Source organism: Bacillus sp. NP157 (genome assembly GCA_018889975.1).
GTDB lineage: Bacteria > Pseudomonadota > Gammaproteobacteria > Xanthomonadales > Rhodanobacteraceae > Luteibacter.
The window spans coordinates 534,920-550,604 of sequence record CP076546.1; the positions used below are offsets into that span (position 1 = coordinate 534,920).

Sequence of the window (15,685 nt, forward strand, 5' to 3'; positions counted from 1 at the left end):
CTCCGCAGCCCGTTTATCTATTGGCCTACGGCCGCGCACCGGGTGCCGGGCGGCGGTTCTTGATTCGGCATCCTGCCTCAACAAGAACGGCCGGCCATCGTGGCCGGCCCCCTTCGGGCTTCTTCCGCCCGCCACCCTCGCCGCCACGAACTCGCCTCGAGGGTAGGCACCGAGGGCTGTCTTCCACCTTGACGCAAGCTGGGTGGGGCGGCGGCATCGCCATCCCCGACATAATGGCGGCTTTTGTAGGAGCGCGCCTGCGCGCGAACCCTCACCCTTGTTTCGGGCGAATGAGGCTGTGCATCGATGCCGGCCAGCGGTTCACCTGACGACAGCTCTGTTCGTAGGTCGTCGGCAGCCGGCTCGGCGTGAGTCGAAGCCATTGAGCTACGACGCGGGAAAGCCGGGGCATGTCTTCGACAAGGTTTGAAGGCGCCTGGGCGGTTGGGTGAATCAGGTTCCTGCTTCACCGCGGTGTTGGCCGTTCGCGCGCAGGCGCGCTCCTACACGAGCCACCGCTGCGTCGGCGCGGTGCCGACGCTTTCCCACCCAGCTTGCGGCAAGAATGAAGAGAGCCCTCGGTGCCTACCCTCGAGGCGAGTTCCGCACAAGTGAGCGCCCGTAGGGCAATAAGTACATGGGCCGCGGCTGCGGCCAACCCTGTCGAGCGCGGAGGACCTGTCTGAGCAGCGAGGGTAGGCACCGAGGGCTGTCCTGCCCCAATGCCCGAGCGCCGCGCGGACGGCATTCGCGCGCAGGCGCGCTCCTACGGGAGCCGGGGTTATGAGGACATGGCCGCGGAGCGGCAACGCTTCAGACCGGTAGGTATTCCTCGGCGAGGACCTTGGCGGGCTCCTGCAGGAAGTTGCCCTGGACGAAGTCCACGCCGCAAGCGAACAGCAGCGACGTGCTCACCGCATCTTCCACCCATTCGGCCACCGACTGCTTGCCAGTCGCGTGGCCTTCCTTGCAGATCTCGGCGATACGTTTCTGGTTCTCGGGATGCTGCGGCAGGTCGGTCATGAAGCTGCGATCGATCTTCAGGTAATCCGCCTCGACGTGATTCAGCATCTGGAACGAATTCAGGCCCGAACCGAACTGCTCGATCGCAAACCGGCCGCCCGACTGGCGCCAGCCGCTCGAGAACTCCTGCGCCTTGCGCAGCATGGTCAGCACCTTCGACTCCGGCATCTCGATCACCAGCGTGCTGCGACGGAGCTTCGCCGTTTCCAGGCGACGCTTCAGCCACGGCAGCAGGTCCGGGTCTTCCAGCGACTGCACGGTCATCTTCACGAAATAGGTCGTGGTCAGGCCGTCTTTCTCGCGGTGGGCGAGGGCATCGATTGCGTGGCCGAGCACCCAGCGGTCGATCGCCGGCAGCAGGCCGTTGCGTTCCGCCACCGGAAAGAAGTACGAGGGCAACACGTCGCCCTTCGGCCCGCGCATGCGTACGAGGATCTCGTAGAACTCGCCCACGGCATCCTGCAGGCTGATGATCTGCTGGTGGTACAGGCGCAGGCCGTCCTGGGCGAGGGCTTCGCGGACGAGGTCGAGCCAGTACTGCTCGCGTTCGGCGTCGGCCTTTTCGCGCGCACTGGGGTCATGCAGTTCGACGCGGTTGCCGCCCTGGTTCTGGGCGTTGCGCAGCGCGGCGCTGGCCTGGTCGAGGACGGTTTCGGCGTTGGCGTTCTTTTCGGCGAGGAGCGTGCCGCCGACGGTCACCGTGACCGTCAGCGAGCGGCTGCCGGCGTCGACGATCGCATCGGAGATCGCGGCGCGCATGCGCTCGGTCAGGGCTGCGTGTTCGAGGTCGCCGCGCGGTGCGAGGATGACGCCGAAGGTGTGGTCGCCCAGCACGCCGGCCACGTCTTCTTCGTCGATGGTGTCCTTGATCCGCTCGGCCAGCGTGGCCAGCACCTGGTCGGCGTTGCCGATACCGGCGTTGGCGACCAGTTCCCGCCAGTTGTCGGGCTCGACCAGCAGCACGGCCTGGCCGGATCGGCCGGCGGCCGCGGCGGCCACGGCCTCGTCGATGTTCTCGAGGGTCCGTGCACGGTTGAACAGGCCGGTGACCGGGTCGTGGTAGAGCTGGGCGACGAGGGCCGGGTCGACCGTCTGCTGACGGAACACCAGCTGCAGGCAGGCTTCACCTTCGAAGGTCGCCTGGGCGAATTCGACCGTGGCCTTGAACGTGCTGCTGTCGTCGCGACGGACCAGCAGCTCCATCGGCGGCGGGATCTTTTCGCCGCGGGACAGCACCCGCAGGGTGTTCTTGAACTCTTCGGCGTGCGTCCCGGCGACCAGGTCGAGGATCGGCAGGCCGATGATGTCGTCGTATTCGGCGAAGCCAAAGGCTTCGAGGTAGGCCTGGTTCACGCGCACGTGCATGCCTTCATGCACGTAGGCGATGGCGTCGCGCGAGGAGTCCAGCAGCGAATCGCAGCGGCGCTCGGTCTCGCGCAGCGCCGTTTCGAGGCGGCGCACCTGGCGGCGGGTGGACAGCGCCTGGAATTCACGGTGGACGGTCGCGAGGATCTGGTCCGGCCGCTTGCGCAGCGCCACGCCGCGCGAACCGCCGGCGAGCAGGTCGGCCACGCTTTCTTCCTCGAGCTTGTCCAGCACGGCGATGACCGCGAGGTCGCGGCCGCTGGCGTCCATCTGGCGCATGACCTGGGCGGACTCGATGCCGGGCACCGCCGGGTTCATCAGCACCAGGTCCGGCACCTGCTCGGCCATACACGCCTGGATCTCGGCGGCGGTGGTCGCGCGCGACGGCCGGACGGCGATGCCGCCGTTACGCAGGATCGTGATCAGGACTTCCGCCTCTTCCACCGACGATTCGATGAAGAGGACGCGGATGACGTTGTCGTGTTTCATGATGTGATTCGACTACCGCAGTTCTACCCTGCGCAACGTATACCCGCTGCGCGCCCCCTGTAACGCGGCCCGGCGGCACGAGGCTGCCGGGAACGAGCCCATACTAACGCGCGAAATCGGCAATAGGACGCTTTGAGGCGTCGCCGGGCAATTCACGTACCAGTTTTGGGACGAGGTACCCGGGAAGCCGCGCCCGCAGCGTCTCTACCAATGCCACCGCACGGGCATCATCGACCTCGAAATGTGTCGCGCCGGTGACCTTGTCGAGCTGGTGCAGGTAGTAGGGCAGCACGCCGGCGGCGAACGAGCGCTCGCACAGGTCGGTTAGGGCGTCCGCGTCGTCGTTCACGCCGCGCAGCAGCACCGACTGGTTGAGCAGCGTGGCCCCGGCGTCACGCAGGCGCGCGCAGGCGGCATCGACCGCGGCGTCGAACTCGTTGGCATGGTTCGCATGCAGCACCACCACCTTCTGCAGCGGCAGCCCGGCCAGCCACGCGACGAAGGCGTCATCGACGCGCTCGGGCAAGACCACGGGCAGGCGGGTGTGGATGCGCAGGCGGATGACGTGGGGCAGGCCGGCCAGGCCGCGGGTCAGTTCCTCGAGCTTGTGCGTGGCCAGCGACAGCGGGTCGCCGCCGGAGAGGATCAGCTCGCGGATCGAGGTGTCGGCCGCCACGTGGGCCAGCGCGTCACGCCAGCCGGCCGCCGCGGCGATTTCCTCGCCGTAGGGGAAGTGCCGGCGGAAACAGTAACGGCAGTTCACGGCGCAGGACCCGCTGGCGATCAGCAGGGCGCGGCCGTCGTACTTGTGCAGCAGCCCGTGCCCGGCCTTGGCGGCCATGTCGCCTACCGCGTCCACGCTGAAGCCCGGCGCCTCGTCGTGTTCGGCCCGCTGCGGCAGCACCTGGCGCAGCAGGGGGTCGTCCGGGTCGCCATGGCGCATCCGGGCCACGAAGGCACGGGGCACGCGCAGGGGAAAGCCGGCGTCGTCGGCCGGCAGGAGGTCGGTGCGGTGGGCCAGGCCGACGGCGGCGAGGAGTTCCCCGGCATCGGTGATGGCCTCCCGCCAGGCCTCGCGCCAGCCCTGGGCTGGCGTCGGTAGGCGGGGAGTGGGGCTTGCGGTTATCATAGTGGGCCTATTTTAGCCGCCCTGTGGGCGGATTCACCTCTGGAGCAAGCAACACATGGCGACCCTTGGCCTCAATGACGTCAAAACGGGCAAGAAGATCCTCCACAACGGCGACCCCTGGGTCATCACCGAAGCGGAATTCGTCAAGCCGGGCAAGGGCCAGGCGTTCACGCGCATCCGCGTCCGCAACCTGAAGGACGGCCGCACCACCGAGCTGACCCTGAAGTCCAGCGACTCGTACGAAGAAGCCAACGCGATGGATACCGACGCCAGCTTCTCGTACATCGAGGGCACCGGTAACGAGCGTGAGTGGATCTTCATGCACGCCGAGACCTTCGAGCAGTACCGCGCCAACCTGGCCGCCATGGGCGACGCCTGGAAGTGGCTGAAGGGCGACGAGCAGTGTGTCATCACCCTGTTCAACGAAACCCAGATCATTGCCGTCCAGGCCCCGAAGTTCGTCGAGCTGAAGATCGTCGAGACCGACCCGGGCGTCCGTGGCGACACCTCGGGTGGCGGCGGCAAGCCGGCGACGCTGGAAACCGGCGCCGTGGTCCGCGTCCCGCTGTTCGTCAACCAGGACGAAGTGATCAAGGTCGATACCCGCACGGGCGAATACGACAGCCGCGTCAAGTAAGGCGGCGTCGTTCGACCCACGCAACGGCACGGCCGCCCCCAGGGCGCCGTGCCGTTCGCTTATCAGGGGCTGTGAAAACGCCCGGCACGCTTCGCGAGGCATCCATGAGCTCCAACGAAACCAAGCAGATCGACCTCCTTATCGAAGCCCGTTGGGTGGTTCCCGTCGAACCGCACGGCGTCGTGCTCGACGACCACGCGGTGGCGATCGACAAAGGCGAAATCCTGGCGATCCTGCCCGCCGACGAAGCGCGCCAGCATTACGCGCCGCGCGAGCGCATCTCGCTGGGCGAGCACGCGCTGATCCCGGGCCTGGTCAATGCGCATACGCACAACCCGATGACCCTGCTGCGCGGCCTGGCCGACGACCTGCCGCTGATGACCTGGCTGCAGGAGCACATCTGGCCGGCGGAAGGCCGGGTGATGGGCCCGGATTTCATCCGCGACGGCGTGGAACTGGCCGTGGCCGAAATGTTGCGCGGTGGCACCACCTGCGCCAACGAAAACTATTTCTTCCCCGATGTCATCGCCGCGACGTATCGGCAGATGGGTTTCCGCGCCGTGATCGGCCTGCCGGTGATCGATTTCCCGACGCCGTGGGCGAAGACCGCGGACGAGTATTTCCAGCGCGCCGAAGAAGTCCACGACAGCCTGCGCGACGAGCCGCTGCTCACCACCGCGTTCGCGCCGCACGCGCCTTACACGGTGTCGGACGAGAACTTCGAGCGCATCCGCGTGCTCTCCGAACAGCTCGACATCCCGGTGCACCTGCACACGCATGAAACCGCGCAGGAAGTGGAAGAGGGCAAGGTCCGCGACGGCATGCGTCCGTTCCAGCGCCTGCAGAAGCTTGGCCTGGTGAACGAGCGGCTGATCGCGGTGCACATGACCCAGCTGACCGACGGCGAGATCGCGGCATGCGCCGCGGCAGGCGTGTCGGTGGTGCATTGCCCGGAGTCGAACCTCAAGCTCGCCTCGGGCTTCTGCCCGGCGGAAAAGCTGCGCGCCGCGGGCGTGAACCTCTGCATCGGCACCGATGGCTGCGCGTCCAACAACGACCTCGATATGTTCGGCGAGATGCGCACCGCCGCGATGCTGGCCAAGGCCGTCGCAGGCGACGCGGCGGCGTTCGACGCGGCCAGCGCGCTGCGCGCCGCCACGCTCAACGGGGCGAAGGCGATTGGCCTGGGCGACCGGATCGGCTCGATCGAGCCGGGCAAGCGCGCCGACCTCACCGCGGTGCGCCTGGACGACCTTGAAACCCAGCCGCTGTACCATGTGGCTTCGCAGCTGGTGTACGCCACCGGCCGCCACCAGGTCAGCGACGTGTGGATCGATGGCCAGCGCAAGCTGGACAACAAGACCCTGGTCGGCATCGACGTCGATGCCATCCGCGACAAGGCGCGGGGCTGGCGCGAGCGGATCGCGGCCGCCGACGCCGATACGGCCGCGTCGTGAACGCCACGACCGGCTCGCATACCGTTATTCCTGAGGTTTTTTCGATGCAAACCAACGCCAACGTCAGCGCGGAAGAAATCGCCCGTTTCGAAAAGCTCGCCGCGCGCTGGTGGGATCCGGACGGCGAATCGCGCCCCCTGCATGACTTGAACCCGGTCCGCACCGCCTACGTCGCCGGCCGCGCCAACCTGCGTGGCGCGAAGGTGGTCGACGTCGGTTGCGGCGGTGGCCTGCTCAGCGAGGCGCTGGCCCGCGCGGGTGCCAACGTCACCGCGATCGACCTGGGTGCGAAGCTCATCGAGATCGCGAAGCTGCACCTGTTCGAATCGAACCTGCAGGTGGACTACCGCGTGCAGTCCTCCGAAGAGCTTGCGGCGAGCGAAGCCGAAACCTTCGACGTGGTCTGCTGCATGGAGATGATCGAGCACGTGCCCGATCCGCTGGTGCTGATCCGTGACCTCGCCGCCATGCTCAAGCCCGGTGGCCAGCTGTTCCTGTCGACGCTCAATCGCACGCCGGCCGCGTTCGGCGCGGCGATCGTCGGCGCCGAATACCTGATGCGCCTGCTGCCGCGCGGCACCCATCATTACGCCCAGTTCCTCAAGCCCTCGGAAGTGGCCGGCATGTTGCGTCGCTTTGGCCTGGAGCTGGAAGACATCAGTGGCCTTGCCTACAACCCGCTGACCCGCAACGCGAGCCTCACCGGCAGCACCGCGGTGAACTACGTGCTGTCGGCGAGGAAGCCGGCGTGAGCATGCTGCCGTTCACGCCGGAAGGCGTGTTCTTCGACCTCGACGGCACCCTGCTCGACAGCGGGCTGGACCTGCACCACGCGCTGGTGTTGCTGTGCGCGGAGCAGGGCGTGTCGCCGCCCGCGTACGACGCCGTGCGTCCCGTGGTCTCGCGTGGTTCGCGCGCCATCATCGCCGTCGGCTTCCCCGACCGCGACGAAGCGGGCGTGCTTGCGCTGGTGCCGCGTTACCTCGCGCTTTACGAAGCGAACATGGCCGCGCACACCGTGGCGTTCGCGGGCATCGAGCCGATGCTCGCGGGGCTCGACGCCGCGGGTATCCGCTGGGGCATCGTCACTAACAAGCCGGGTTTCCTGACCGATGCGCTGCTGCCGCAGGCGGTGCCGCACTGGCAGCCGGCCGCGGTGGTCTCCGGCGACACGCTGCCGGTGAAGAAACCCGATCCCGCGCCGGTGCTGCTTGCCTGCGAGATGGCCGGCTGCGCGCCGGCACGTTCGGTGTTCGTCGGCGACGATCGCCGCGACATCCTTGCCGGCCGTGCCGCCGGCCTATTCACCGTGGCCGTGCGCTGGGGCTACCTCGATGGCGGCGATCCGGACGCGTGGGACGCCGATGTCGTGGTCGACCATCCCGACGACCTGTCGCGCCTGCTCGGCCTGAAGGTCGTGGCATGACCGACGGCGCCATCCAGAGTTACGTCGACAAGTGGCTGGCGATCCAGCCGCAGCAGCGGGTCGCGCTGGGCTTCGTCGATCCGGCCGTGCGCGACGAGCGCGTGGCCCTCGCGGCGCTTGAGCAGGAACTGATTTCGTCCGCCTACGGCATCCGTGAGCCGGCGGTCGCCGCGGCCAAGCTGCAGTGGTGGGCCGAGGAGCTCTCCGGCGCGGCGGCCAGCGGCGGTCGGCATCCGCTGACCAAGGCGCTGTTCGCCAGCGCGCGCGCGCGGACGATCGGCGCCCAGCGCTGGATCGACCCGGTGTTGGCGGCGATGGCCCAGCTCGAGCAGGGCACCCCGTCCGACTTCGCCGCGCAGGTGGCCGCGTCGCGCAACATGCACGGTGCCCTCGCGGCGCTGGAAAACGCGTGGTGGTTCGGCGCGGATGCGCCCAGCGATGCCGCGGCCCGGATCGCCACGCTGTCGCACCTGGTCTTCGCGCTGTCGCGGCTGGAGTTCGATGCGGACCGCGAGCGCCTGCCGTTGCCGATGTCGCGGCTGGCCCGGCACGGCCTGAGCCGCGGCCAGCTGAAGGACGACTCCCCGGCCCGGCGCGAGGCGATCAAGGCGCAGCTGGACGAGCTGGCAGCCGGCCTGCGCGCGGCGCTGGCGACGGGGGAGCCCCTGAGTACCTTCCGTGGCCTGGAGGGCCGTACGGCGCTTGCCACGGCCAGGGGCGCCGCACGCGCCGCCGAGCCGTTCGCCGAGCTGCACCGGCGCCAGTCGCGCACCGGCCCGGCCACCGCATTCCGTGCCTGGCGTGCTGCCCGCGAGGCAGGACGCTTGGGCTGAACGGACCGTTTCCGGGCACACACCATTGAGCCCACGCCCAAGGCCCCCATCTCGGCGGGGAGCCCGGAACGGCATACGTACCAAGGAAAACCGATGTACATCCAAGATTCCCCCAACCGTCTGCTGCCCGACGTCGCGTCGCACGAGCACGCGCTGGTCTACGGCACGCTCGACTGGGTCGGCATGGACGGCATGGAAATGCCGGTGGCCTTCGACGCCGGCGACGGTGACGTGCGCGGCACCAGCGCCCGCGTCGGTGCCTTCGTCAACCTGACCCAGCCGGAGAAGCGCGGCATCCACATGTCGCGGCTGTACCTGCTGGTCACCGAGGCGCTCTCGGCCGGCCCGCTGACCGTGGGCGGCATCCGCGCGCTGCTGGGTGAGTTCCTGTCGTCGCACGAAGGGCTATCCGACCATGCGCGCATCACCATCCGCTTCGAGCACCTGGTCCGTCGCCGTGCGCTGAAAAGCGATAACAGCGGCTGGCGCGCCTACCCGATCACCCTCGATGCCACGCTCGCCGGCGGCGCGTTCAAGCTCGAGGTGACGACCGACGTGGTCTATTCGTCCACCTGCCCGGCGTCCGCGGCGCTCTCGCGCCAGCTCATCCAGGACAGCTTCGCCAGTGCGTTCCCGGCCGACCAGGCGGTGGATCGCGAGACCATCCTGGCCTGGCTCGGCACCGAACAGGGCATCGTGGCCACGCCGCATGCCCAGCGCAGCACGGCGACGATCCGGGTGGCGCCGACGGGCGAGGGTACCTTCAACCTGATCGGCATGATCGACCGCGTCGAAGCGGCGCTCGGCACGCCGGTGCAGACGGCGGTGAAGCGTGCCGACGAGCAGGCGTTCGCGCTGGCCAACGGCGGCAACCTGATGTTCTGCGAAGACGCCGCGCGGCGGATCCAGACCACGCTGGAAGCCGACCCGGCCATCGGCGATTTCCACGTGCGCGTCGCGCACCACGAAAGCCTGCATCCGCACGACGCCGTCGCCTTCGCCTCGAAGGCGCGCTGATCACCGCTGATCCTCGCGCGCCGATCGGTAGGGCCTAGCGGATCCCCGGCAGGAGCAGGGGATCCAGCCGCACCCCGAACCAGTTGAAGCCCCAGTGCACGTGGGGCCCGGTAGCCCGGCCGGTCTTGCCGGCGGCGCCGATCACCTCGCCCTGCGACACGTGCTGGCCGACCTTCACGTCGATGCGCGACAGGTGCAGGAAGTTCGACGACAGGCCGAACCCGTGGTCGAGCAGGACCGTGCCACCCGTGAGGTAGAGGTCGGGCTGCGCGAAGGTGATCACGCCCGCCGCGGGGGCCTTCACCGGCGTACCTTCCGGCACGGCGATGTCCATGCCCGAATGCGGGGCCTTGGGGTCGCCGTTGTAGATGCGCTGGTTGCCGAACCGGCCGCTGATGCGACCCGTGACCGGCCAGGTGAAGCCGTGGTTGAAGTCTTCCCGCGCGTCGTCGCGGTTGCGTGCGGCGACCACCTGGGCCTGCTCGCGTTCGATCCGTGCGGCGATGTCCGGCGGCGGGTTCACCGTCTTCGGCGGGACGCCTTCCACCCGCTCGATCGGCCAGTCGCGCGGGGTCACGGTGACGCTGTAAGCATGCCCGGCGACGTCAACCCTGAGCGGCCCGGCCTCGTCACGGCCGGCGCCGAACACGAACACACCGTCGGCACCGACGTGCACTGGCTTGCCATTGACCTGCACGGCCGAGCCGGGCGGGGCGTGGGCGATGACCAGCGCGCCCTGCGACATCGTCGCCGGGACGTCGCTGGTCGTCGCGCCAGCCGTCATGCAACCCATGGAGCCCAGTAGGAGCGCGCCTGCGGTTGCGAATTTCCTCATCGATCGAACTCGAGGCGCTGGCCGCGCACGGTGGTGTCCACCTGCTTGCCGTCCCAGGCCCGCTGGCCGTTGACGAAGGTGGCCGCGATGCTGGTGCTGAAGGTGTAGCCCTCGAACGGCGACCAGCCGCACTTGGACAGCACTTCTTCGCGGGTCACGGTGTGCGGCTTGTTCGGGTCGACCAGGACCAGGTCGGCCGCGTAGCCCTCGCGCAGGAAGCCGCGATGCATCACGTTGAACAGCTTGGCCGGGTTGTGGCACACGGTCTCGACCACGCGCTCCAGGGTCAGCTTGCCCTCGGTCACGCGCTGCAGGGCACCCTGCAGGGCGAACTGGACCAGCGGCAGGCCGGACGGCGCCTTGTCGTACTTCTGCTCTTTCTCCTCGAGCAGGTGCGGCGCATGGTCGGTCGCGAGCACGTCCAGGCGGCCCTCGGCCAGCGCCTTGGTGATCGCCTCGCGGTCGGCCTCGTCCTTGATCGCCGGGTTGCACTTGATGAACGAGCCCTTCTCGTCGTAATCGGCCTTGCCGCCGAAATGCAGGAAGTGGACGCAGGTCTCCGCGGTGATCCGCTTGCCTTCGATCGGGCCCGGTTCGAACAGGGCCAGCTCGTCGGCGGTGGAGATGTGCAGCACGTGCAGGCGGGTGTTGTGCTTGCGGGCCAGCGAGATCGCCAGCTTCGTCGACTTGATGCAGGCCTCGCGCGAGCGGATGTGCGGGTGCTCCCACATCGGGATGTCCTCGCCGTACTTCTCGTGCGCCTTGGCCAGGTTCGCATCGATCATCGGGGTGTCTTCGCAGTGCGTGATGATCGGCACCGGGGTGTCGCGGAAGATCCCGTCGAGGGTTTCCGGGTTGTCCACCAGCATGTTGCCGGTCGAGGCGCCCATGAACACCTTCACGCCCGGTGCGGCCTTGGGGTCGAGCTTGCGGATGTGTTCGAGGTTGTCGTTGCTGGCGCCCATGTAGAAGGCGTAGTTCACGATCGAGGTTTCCGCGGCGCGGGTGTACTTGGCCTCGAGCGAGTCGCGGTCCAGCGCGGGCGGCTTGGTGTTCGGCATCTCCATGAAGCTGGTGATGCCGCCGGCGGCGCAGGCGCGCGACTCGCTGGCGATATCGGCCTTCTGGGTGAGCCCCGGCTCGCGGAAATGGACCTGGTCGTCGATCATCCCCGGCAGCAGCCAGAGGCCCGTCGCGTCGATCACTTCTTCATCACGTTCTTTTGCCAGGTCCGGGCCGATCTTTGCGATTTTTCCGTCCCTGATACGGACGTCGGCGCGGTAGCGCTGGTTTTCGTTGATGAGTTCGGCGTTCCTGATGAGCCAGGCGTCAGTCATGGGTATGGACTCCTTGGGCGCCGCATCGGCGCAGGACAAATTGGTCGGGTACGGGATCGTGGCCGCCTTCGCAAAGCGGCTGGCAACGCAGGATGCGCCAGCCCCCCAGCAGGGTGCCGCGCCACGGGCCAAAGCGGGCTATGGCAATCCGTGTGTAATCGGAACAGGATGGATGGAACCGGCAGTTGGCCCCAAGCAGGGGGCTCAGCCACCGCTTGTAGAACGTCAACAGGAAGAGGAGGAGGCGGGTCACTTTCTCTCAGGCCAGGTGGGTGCCGGCATCGGGCGCCACACAGTATCCCAGAAGACAGGTTGCTGGGGTAACGCATCTGGGCTATAACACCCCGCCGCCACGGCCACCGAGGTGAAGGAAATGGCGAAAGTCGCTCGTAGTTCCACCGTTGCCACGGCAGCCGCCAAGAAGGGCGGGGCAGGTGACGCGAAGAAGGCCAGGACGGCAACGGCCGGGGCAAAAGCGCCCGCGAAGGTGACGGTCCGCGCAGCGGCCAAGCCGGCCGCGAAGACAGCGAAACCGGTGGCCAAGGCCGCCCCGAAGAAAGCTGCGGCGCCTGCGACCAAGGCGGCCGCCAAGCCAGCTCCCAAGCCCGCCGCCGCCAAGAAGGCGCCGGCCAAGGCCGCACCTGCTCCAGCACCGAAGGCGGTGGCCAAGGCCCCCGCGAAAGCCGTGACGAAGGCCGTGGCCCCCAAGCCCGCGCCCGCCCCGGCGAAGAAAACCGCAGCGCCGGCCAAGCCCGCCGCCGCGAAAGCATCCACGAAGCAGCAGGTGAAGGCGACGCCGCCACCCGCTGCGGCACCGGCACCCGCGGCGAAAGCCGCCAGGGTCGCCAGCGAACCCGTGAAGCCCGCAGCTGGGCGCACGGCGTCCGCCGTCGGTGCCGCCTCCCCATCCAGAAACGAGAAGTCCGCGCACGCCAGCATGAACAGCACCACTCTTGAAAACGGAATCACGCGCGAAGACGGCCGCTATGCGCTGCCGGCTTCTACCATCATCGACCTGCCGAAGGGCTACCGCCCGGGCAACGATGAGGAATACATGAACCCCAAGCATCTCGCTTACTTCCGCAACAAGCTGAAGGAATGGCGAGAGCAGCTGGTCGAGGAATCGCGCCAGACCATGGACAACCTCCGCGAGGAAGTCCGTGACGTTGGCGACGAAGCCGAGCGTGCCACCCGCGAGACCGAAAACTCGCTGGAACTGCGCACGCGCGACCGCTACCGCAAGCTGATCTCCAAGATCGACAAGGCCCTGCGCCGCATCGAAGAAGGCCGCTACGGCTTCTGCGAAGAGACCGACGAGGAAATCGGCGTGGACCGCCTCGACGCGCGTCCCATCGCCACCCTGTCGCTCGACGCACAGGAACGCCGCGAGCACCTGCAGAAGCAGATGGGCGACTAACCGTCACCCGTCCCGTAGTACGAAAGAGCCCCGCCAAGCGGGGCTTTTTTTCGCCTGCCCCCCCTGTAGGAGCGCGCCTGCGCGCGACCAACCGCGGCCCTGACGCCTACTCGCCGCCGCTGTGATCCTCGTACCACGCGTCGGTGAGGAACTCCGAAGGGACAGTATCGACTGCGGGATCAAGCCCTCGTCCCCTGAGACGAGCTAACCACTCATGCCGTAAGGTCTCGGGGAGCCGGTGTCCGCTCCAGGGGCAGAAGGAAATCCGAATGTAACTGCTCCCACCGTCCAGGACGGACAGACCGTACTCCCTGAACTTTTCAACGAAGACCACCGAGGATTCATAGTCTTCGCAAGCAGCCTGCAAGTCTTCGCAACAATGTTTGAATTGAGTCAGGTCCATCCCACTCTCCCTAAAAATGTAGTTTCCTTTGGCCGATCACGATCTTTCGGCTGGTTAAATCACGCCGATTTTGTATAGCGAAAAGATAAGCATCGCCATGAAAAGGATGCCAGGAAGGAAAAGCCAGCGAACCAGATCACGCAGCATGTCTTTTGTAGGAACGCTTTGTATCACTGCGGCGTACCGTAGAAGTAGATCCACTTTCTCTTCGTTCGGTGCGTAGGTGCGCTCACGTATTTGATGCGCAATCTTCGTGAGTTCATCATCGCTGTATCCTTCGAAGTCTCCATCGACGAAGAAGTCCGTGGAAAGCACAAGTGACTCGGCCTTTTCTCTGTCACTGCCGGGCTTGAAATGACAGTGGCTGCACCTGGCCATGGGTGATCGCTTCTGACTTCCGCAGTCAATGCAGATGGATCGATGCATCAGATCAATGACCCAGCTCATCGTCGCGAAAAACTACACGAGGAAGCGCGTATCGATTGCGACCGCGTCCGATCGCAGTGCTGTTTGAGCTGATGGGTTGCTCGTTCCCAAGACCGATAGGCGTAAGAAGACGTGTCGAAGGGACGCCGTGCTCAAGAAGCCACTGGTTAACCAGTGCCGCGCGTCTGAGTGATAATTCGAGGCATTCTTTGTTGATGCACTCCGACGAGTCGGTCTGGGCTACAACCTGGATCTTGTAGCTTGCGGGCAGCTTGTTAATCACCGCCAGATCCATGGCCAGAACTTTTTCCGAGCCTTCCGTGTCTGACAACGCTTGGGACAAAGTAGTCGACTTTGAAGGCATGCTTGATTCGAAGAACACCGGGTCGATTGTGTACTCCGTGGCGCTGGTGCGGCCAGACAAGATCAATAGCGTGATCGTAAAAACGAGCAGCAATGGTGTTCTGTGTGTCGCGTTCACCTTATTGCTCCCAGTTTCCTGCCCCAGCCATCGCCGACGCACGCGATCTCAGCTGGATCCGACCGCCAGCGAGCAGAAACATAAGCAGACAAGTGCGACGATCCATCTCGACCCCTTTCCCTGAGTGACCGAAGGATGCCTTCGAGGGCAGGGCGCCCACAAGTGGGGCCCGGGGAGGTCCCAACGGTGCACGCATCGCCCCAGCCATGGGCGTTGACGAACGCACGCGCAGGAGTAGCATATCCACCAAGCCTCGCAGGACAGACCCGCGAGCCACGCCAACCGTGAGGGATTCTCATGGCATTTGATTACCTGGTCTTCATCGGCCGATTCGAGCCGTTCCACGTCGGGCATGCTGCCGTCGCCCGCCACGCCCTGGCCAACGCCGGCAAGCTCATCGTCCTGGTCGGCTCGGCCGACACCCCGCGTACTATCCGCAATCCCTGGACCGTCGCCGAGCGCACGGTGATGATCCGCGCCGCGCTCAGCGACGTCGCCGACCGCCTGGTCATCCTGCCGCTACGCGACCACCTCTACAACGAGGCCCAGTGGGTGGCGACCGTGCAGCGCACCGTCGCCGACGCCGTGCGTCGCGACGGTGGGGCGGAAGACGCCAGCGTCGGCCTGATCGGCCAGCAGAAAGACGCCAGCAGCTACTACCTGCAGGAGTTCCCGCAGTGGCGCCTTCTGGACGTGGGGCATACCGAAACACTCTCGGCGACCGACTTGCGCCGTTACTTCTTCGAAGCGGCCGGCGAGCAGGGGCGTGGCGCGATGCGCATGCTCGAAGCGAACCTGCCGCCACCCGTGTTCGAAATGGTCGAGGCGTTCCGCCGTAACGGCGGTGCCTATAACGACCTGGTCAACGAATACCGCTTCATCGCCGACTACCGCGCGGGCTGGGCCAGCGCGCCGTACCCGCCCACCTTCGTCACCACGGATGCCGTGGTGGTGCACTCCGGACACGTGCTGCTGGTACGTCGCCGTTCGGAGCCGGGCAAAGGCCTGTGGGCATTGCCGGGAGGCTTCGTCGGTGGCGACGAACCGATCCTCGATGCCTGCCTGCGCGAGCTGCGCGAGGAAACCCGCCTGAAGCTGCCGGCGCCGGTCCTGCGCGGCTCGATCAAGGGCCAGCACGTGTTCGACCATCCGGAACGTTCGCTGCGCGGCCGCACCATCACGCATGCCTTCCACTTCGACTTCCCTGCGGGCCCGCTGCCACCGGTGAAGGGCGGCGACGATGCCGAAAAGGCGCGCTGGTTTCCGGTCAGCGAAGCACTGGACATGGGCCCGCGACTGTACGAAGACCACCTGTCCATCCTCGAATTCTTCCTTGGCCGCGGTTGAGCGCGGCACACACCGCCTGCGGACAGACCGCGGGCTTACCCCTGGGCGCGAAGGAGCTTCACG

General features: G+C 66.9%; 15 protein-coding genes. 8 read left to right on the top strand and 7 right to left on the bottom strand.

Annotated elements, in window-relative coordinates:
• Positions 1-813 precede the first annotated feature (813 nt).
• Together KPL74_02490 and epmB are read right to left on the bottom strand one after the other, a co-directional pair.
• Complete coding sequence (locus tag KPL74_02490) at positions 814-2,877, bottom strand: EAL domain-containing protein (protein ID QWT20888.1); 2,064 nt, start codon at positions 2,875-2,877, stop codon at positions 814-816.
• A 103-nt stretch (positions 2,878-2,980) separates the two neighbouring features.
• Positions 2,981-4,006 carry an EF-P beta-lysylation protein EpmB gene (gene epmB, locus KPL74_02495; GenBank protein QWT20889.1) on the bottom strand — a complete coding sequence of 342 codons (1,026 nt, stop codon included), beginning with the start codon at positions 4,004-4,006 and terminating at the stop codon, positions 2,981-2,983.
• Between the two features lie 55 nt (positions 4,007-4,061).
• Between epmB and efp the strand changes: the two genes are divergently transcribed.
• The 6 genes from efp (at position 4,062) to KPL74_02525 (ending at position 9,376) form a co-directional block, all read left to right on the top strand.
• Positions 4,062-4,643, top strand: coding sequence for an elongation factor P (gene efp, locus KPL74_02500; GenBank protein ID QWT20890.1), 582 nt, complete (start codon positions 4,062-4,064; stop codon positions 4,641-4,643).
• A 104-nt stretch (positions 4,644-4,747) separates the two neighbouring features.
• Positions 4,748-6,100, top strand: a complete 1,353-nt coding sequence (locus KPL74_02505) for a TRZ/ATZ family hydrolase (GenBank protein QWT20891.1) — start codon at positions 4,748-4,750, stop codon at positions 6,098-6,100.
• Between the two features lie 44 nt (positions 6,101-6,144).
• Positions 6,145-6,852: a bifunctional 2-polyprenyl-6-hydroxyphenol methylase/3-demethylubiquinol 3-O-methyltransferase UbiG gene (gene ubiG, locus KPL74_02510; GenBank protein QWT20892.1), complete on the top strand. Its 708-nt coding sequence runs from the start codon at positions 6,145-6,147 to the stop codon at positions 6,850-6,852.
• Entirely contained in the window at positions 6,849-7,526 is a 678-nt protein-coding gene (locus tag KPL74_02515) for an HAD-IA family hydrolase (GenBank protein ID QWT20893.1), read from the top strand. Before ubiG ends, KPL74_02515 begins: the two co-directional genes overlap by 4 nt.
• A complete protein-coding gene (locus tag KPL74_02520; GenBank protein QWT20894.1) occupies positions 7,523-8,359 on the top strand; it encodes a squalene/phytoene synthase family protein in 837 nt (278 codons plus the stop codon). The genes KPL74_02515 and KPL74_02520 overlap by 4 nt, the downstream gene beginning before the upstream one ends.
• Before the next feature lie 93 nt (positions 8,360-8,452).
• Positions 8,453-9,376, top strand: coding sequence for a GTP cyclohydrolase I FolE2 (locus KPL74_02525; protein ID QWT20895.1), 924 nt, complete (start codon positions 8,453-8,455; stop codon positions 9,374-9,376).
• A 34-nt stretch (positions 9,377-9,410) separates the two neighbouring features.
• On the opposite strand, the gene KPL74_02530 is transcribed toward KPL74_02525, so the two are convergent.
• From KPL74_02530 to yidD, 3 genes are read right to left on the bottom strand one after another with little or no spacing between them, the layout of a single operon-like run.
• Positions 9,411-10,211, bottom strand: a complete 801-nt coding sequence (locus tag KPL74_02530; GenBank protein ID QWT20896.1) for a M23 family metallopeptidase — start codon at positions 10,209-10,211, stop codon at positions 9,411-9,413.
• On the bottom strand, positions 10,208-11,548 hold the full coding sequence (locus KPL74_02535; GenBank protein QWT20897.1) for a dihydroorotase: 1,341 nt from the start codon (positions 11,546-11,548) through the stop codon (positions 10,208-10,210). Before KPL74_02535 ends, KPL74_02530 begins: the two co-directional genes overlap by 4 nt.
• Entirely contained in the window at positions 11,541-11,801 is a 261-nt protein-coding gene (gene yidD, locus KPL74_02540) for a membrane protein insertion efficiency factor YidD (GenBank protein ID QWT20898.1), read from the bottom strand. The genes KPL74_02535 and yidD overlap by 8 nt, the downstream gene beginning before the upstream one ends.
• 684 nt (positions 11,802-12,485) lie before the next feature.
• Here yidD and dksA point away from each other — a divergent pair.
• On the top strand, positions 12,486-12,965 hold the full coding sequence (gene dksA, locus KPL74_02545; GenBank protein QWT22567.1) for an RNA polymerase-binding protein DksA: 480 nt from the start codon (positions 12,486-12,488) through the stop codon (positions 12,963-12,965).
• A 457-nt stretch (positions 12,966-13,422) separates the two neighbouring features.
• On the opposite strand, the gene KPL74_02550 is transcribed toward dksA, so the two are convergent.
• Positions 13,423-13,746 (bottom strand): hypothetical protein, encoded by a 324-nt coding sequence (locus KPL74_02550; GenBank protein ID QWT20899.1) that lies wholly within the window; start codon positions 13,744-13,746, stop codon positions 13,423-13,425.
• 52 nt (positions 13,747-13,798) lie between these two features.
• Complete coding sequence (locus KPL74_02555; protein ID QWT20900.1) at positions 13,799-14,275, bottom strand: OmpA family protein; 477 nt, start codon at positions 14,273-14,275, stop codon at positions 13,799-13,801.
• Positions 14,276-14,572: 297 nt separating this feature from the next.
• On the opposite strand from KPL74_02555, the gene KPL74_02560 reads away from it, so the two are divergent.
• Positions 14,573-15,622: a bifunctional nicotinamide-nucleotide adenylyltransferase/Nudix hydroxylase gene (locus tag KPL74_02560; protein ID QWT20901.1), complete on the top strand. Its 1,050-nt coding sequence runs from the start codon at positions 14,573-14,575 to the stop codon at positions 15,620-15,622.
• Positions 15,623-15,685 lie beyond the last annotated feature (63 nt).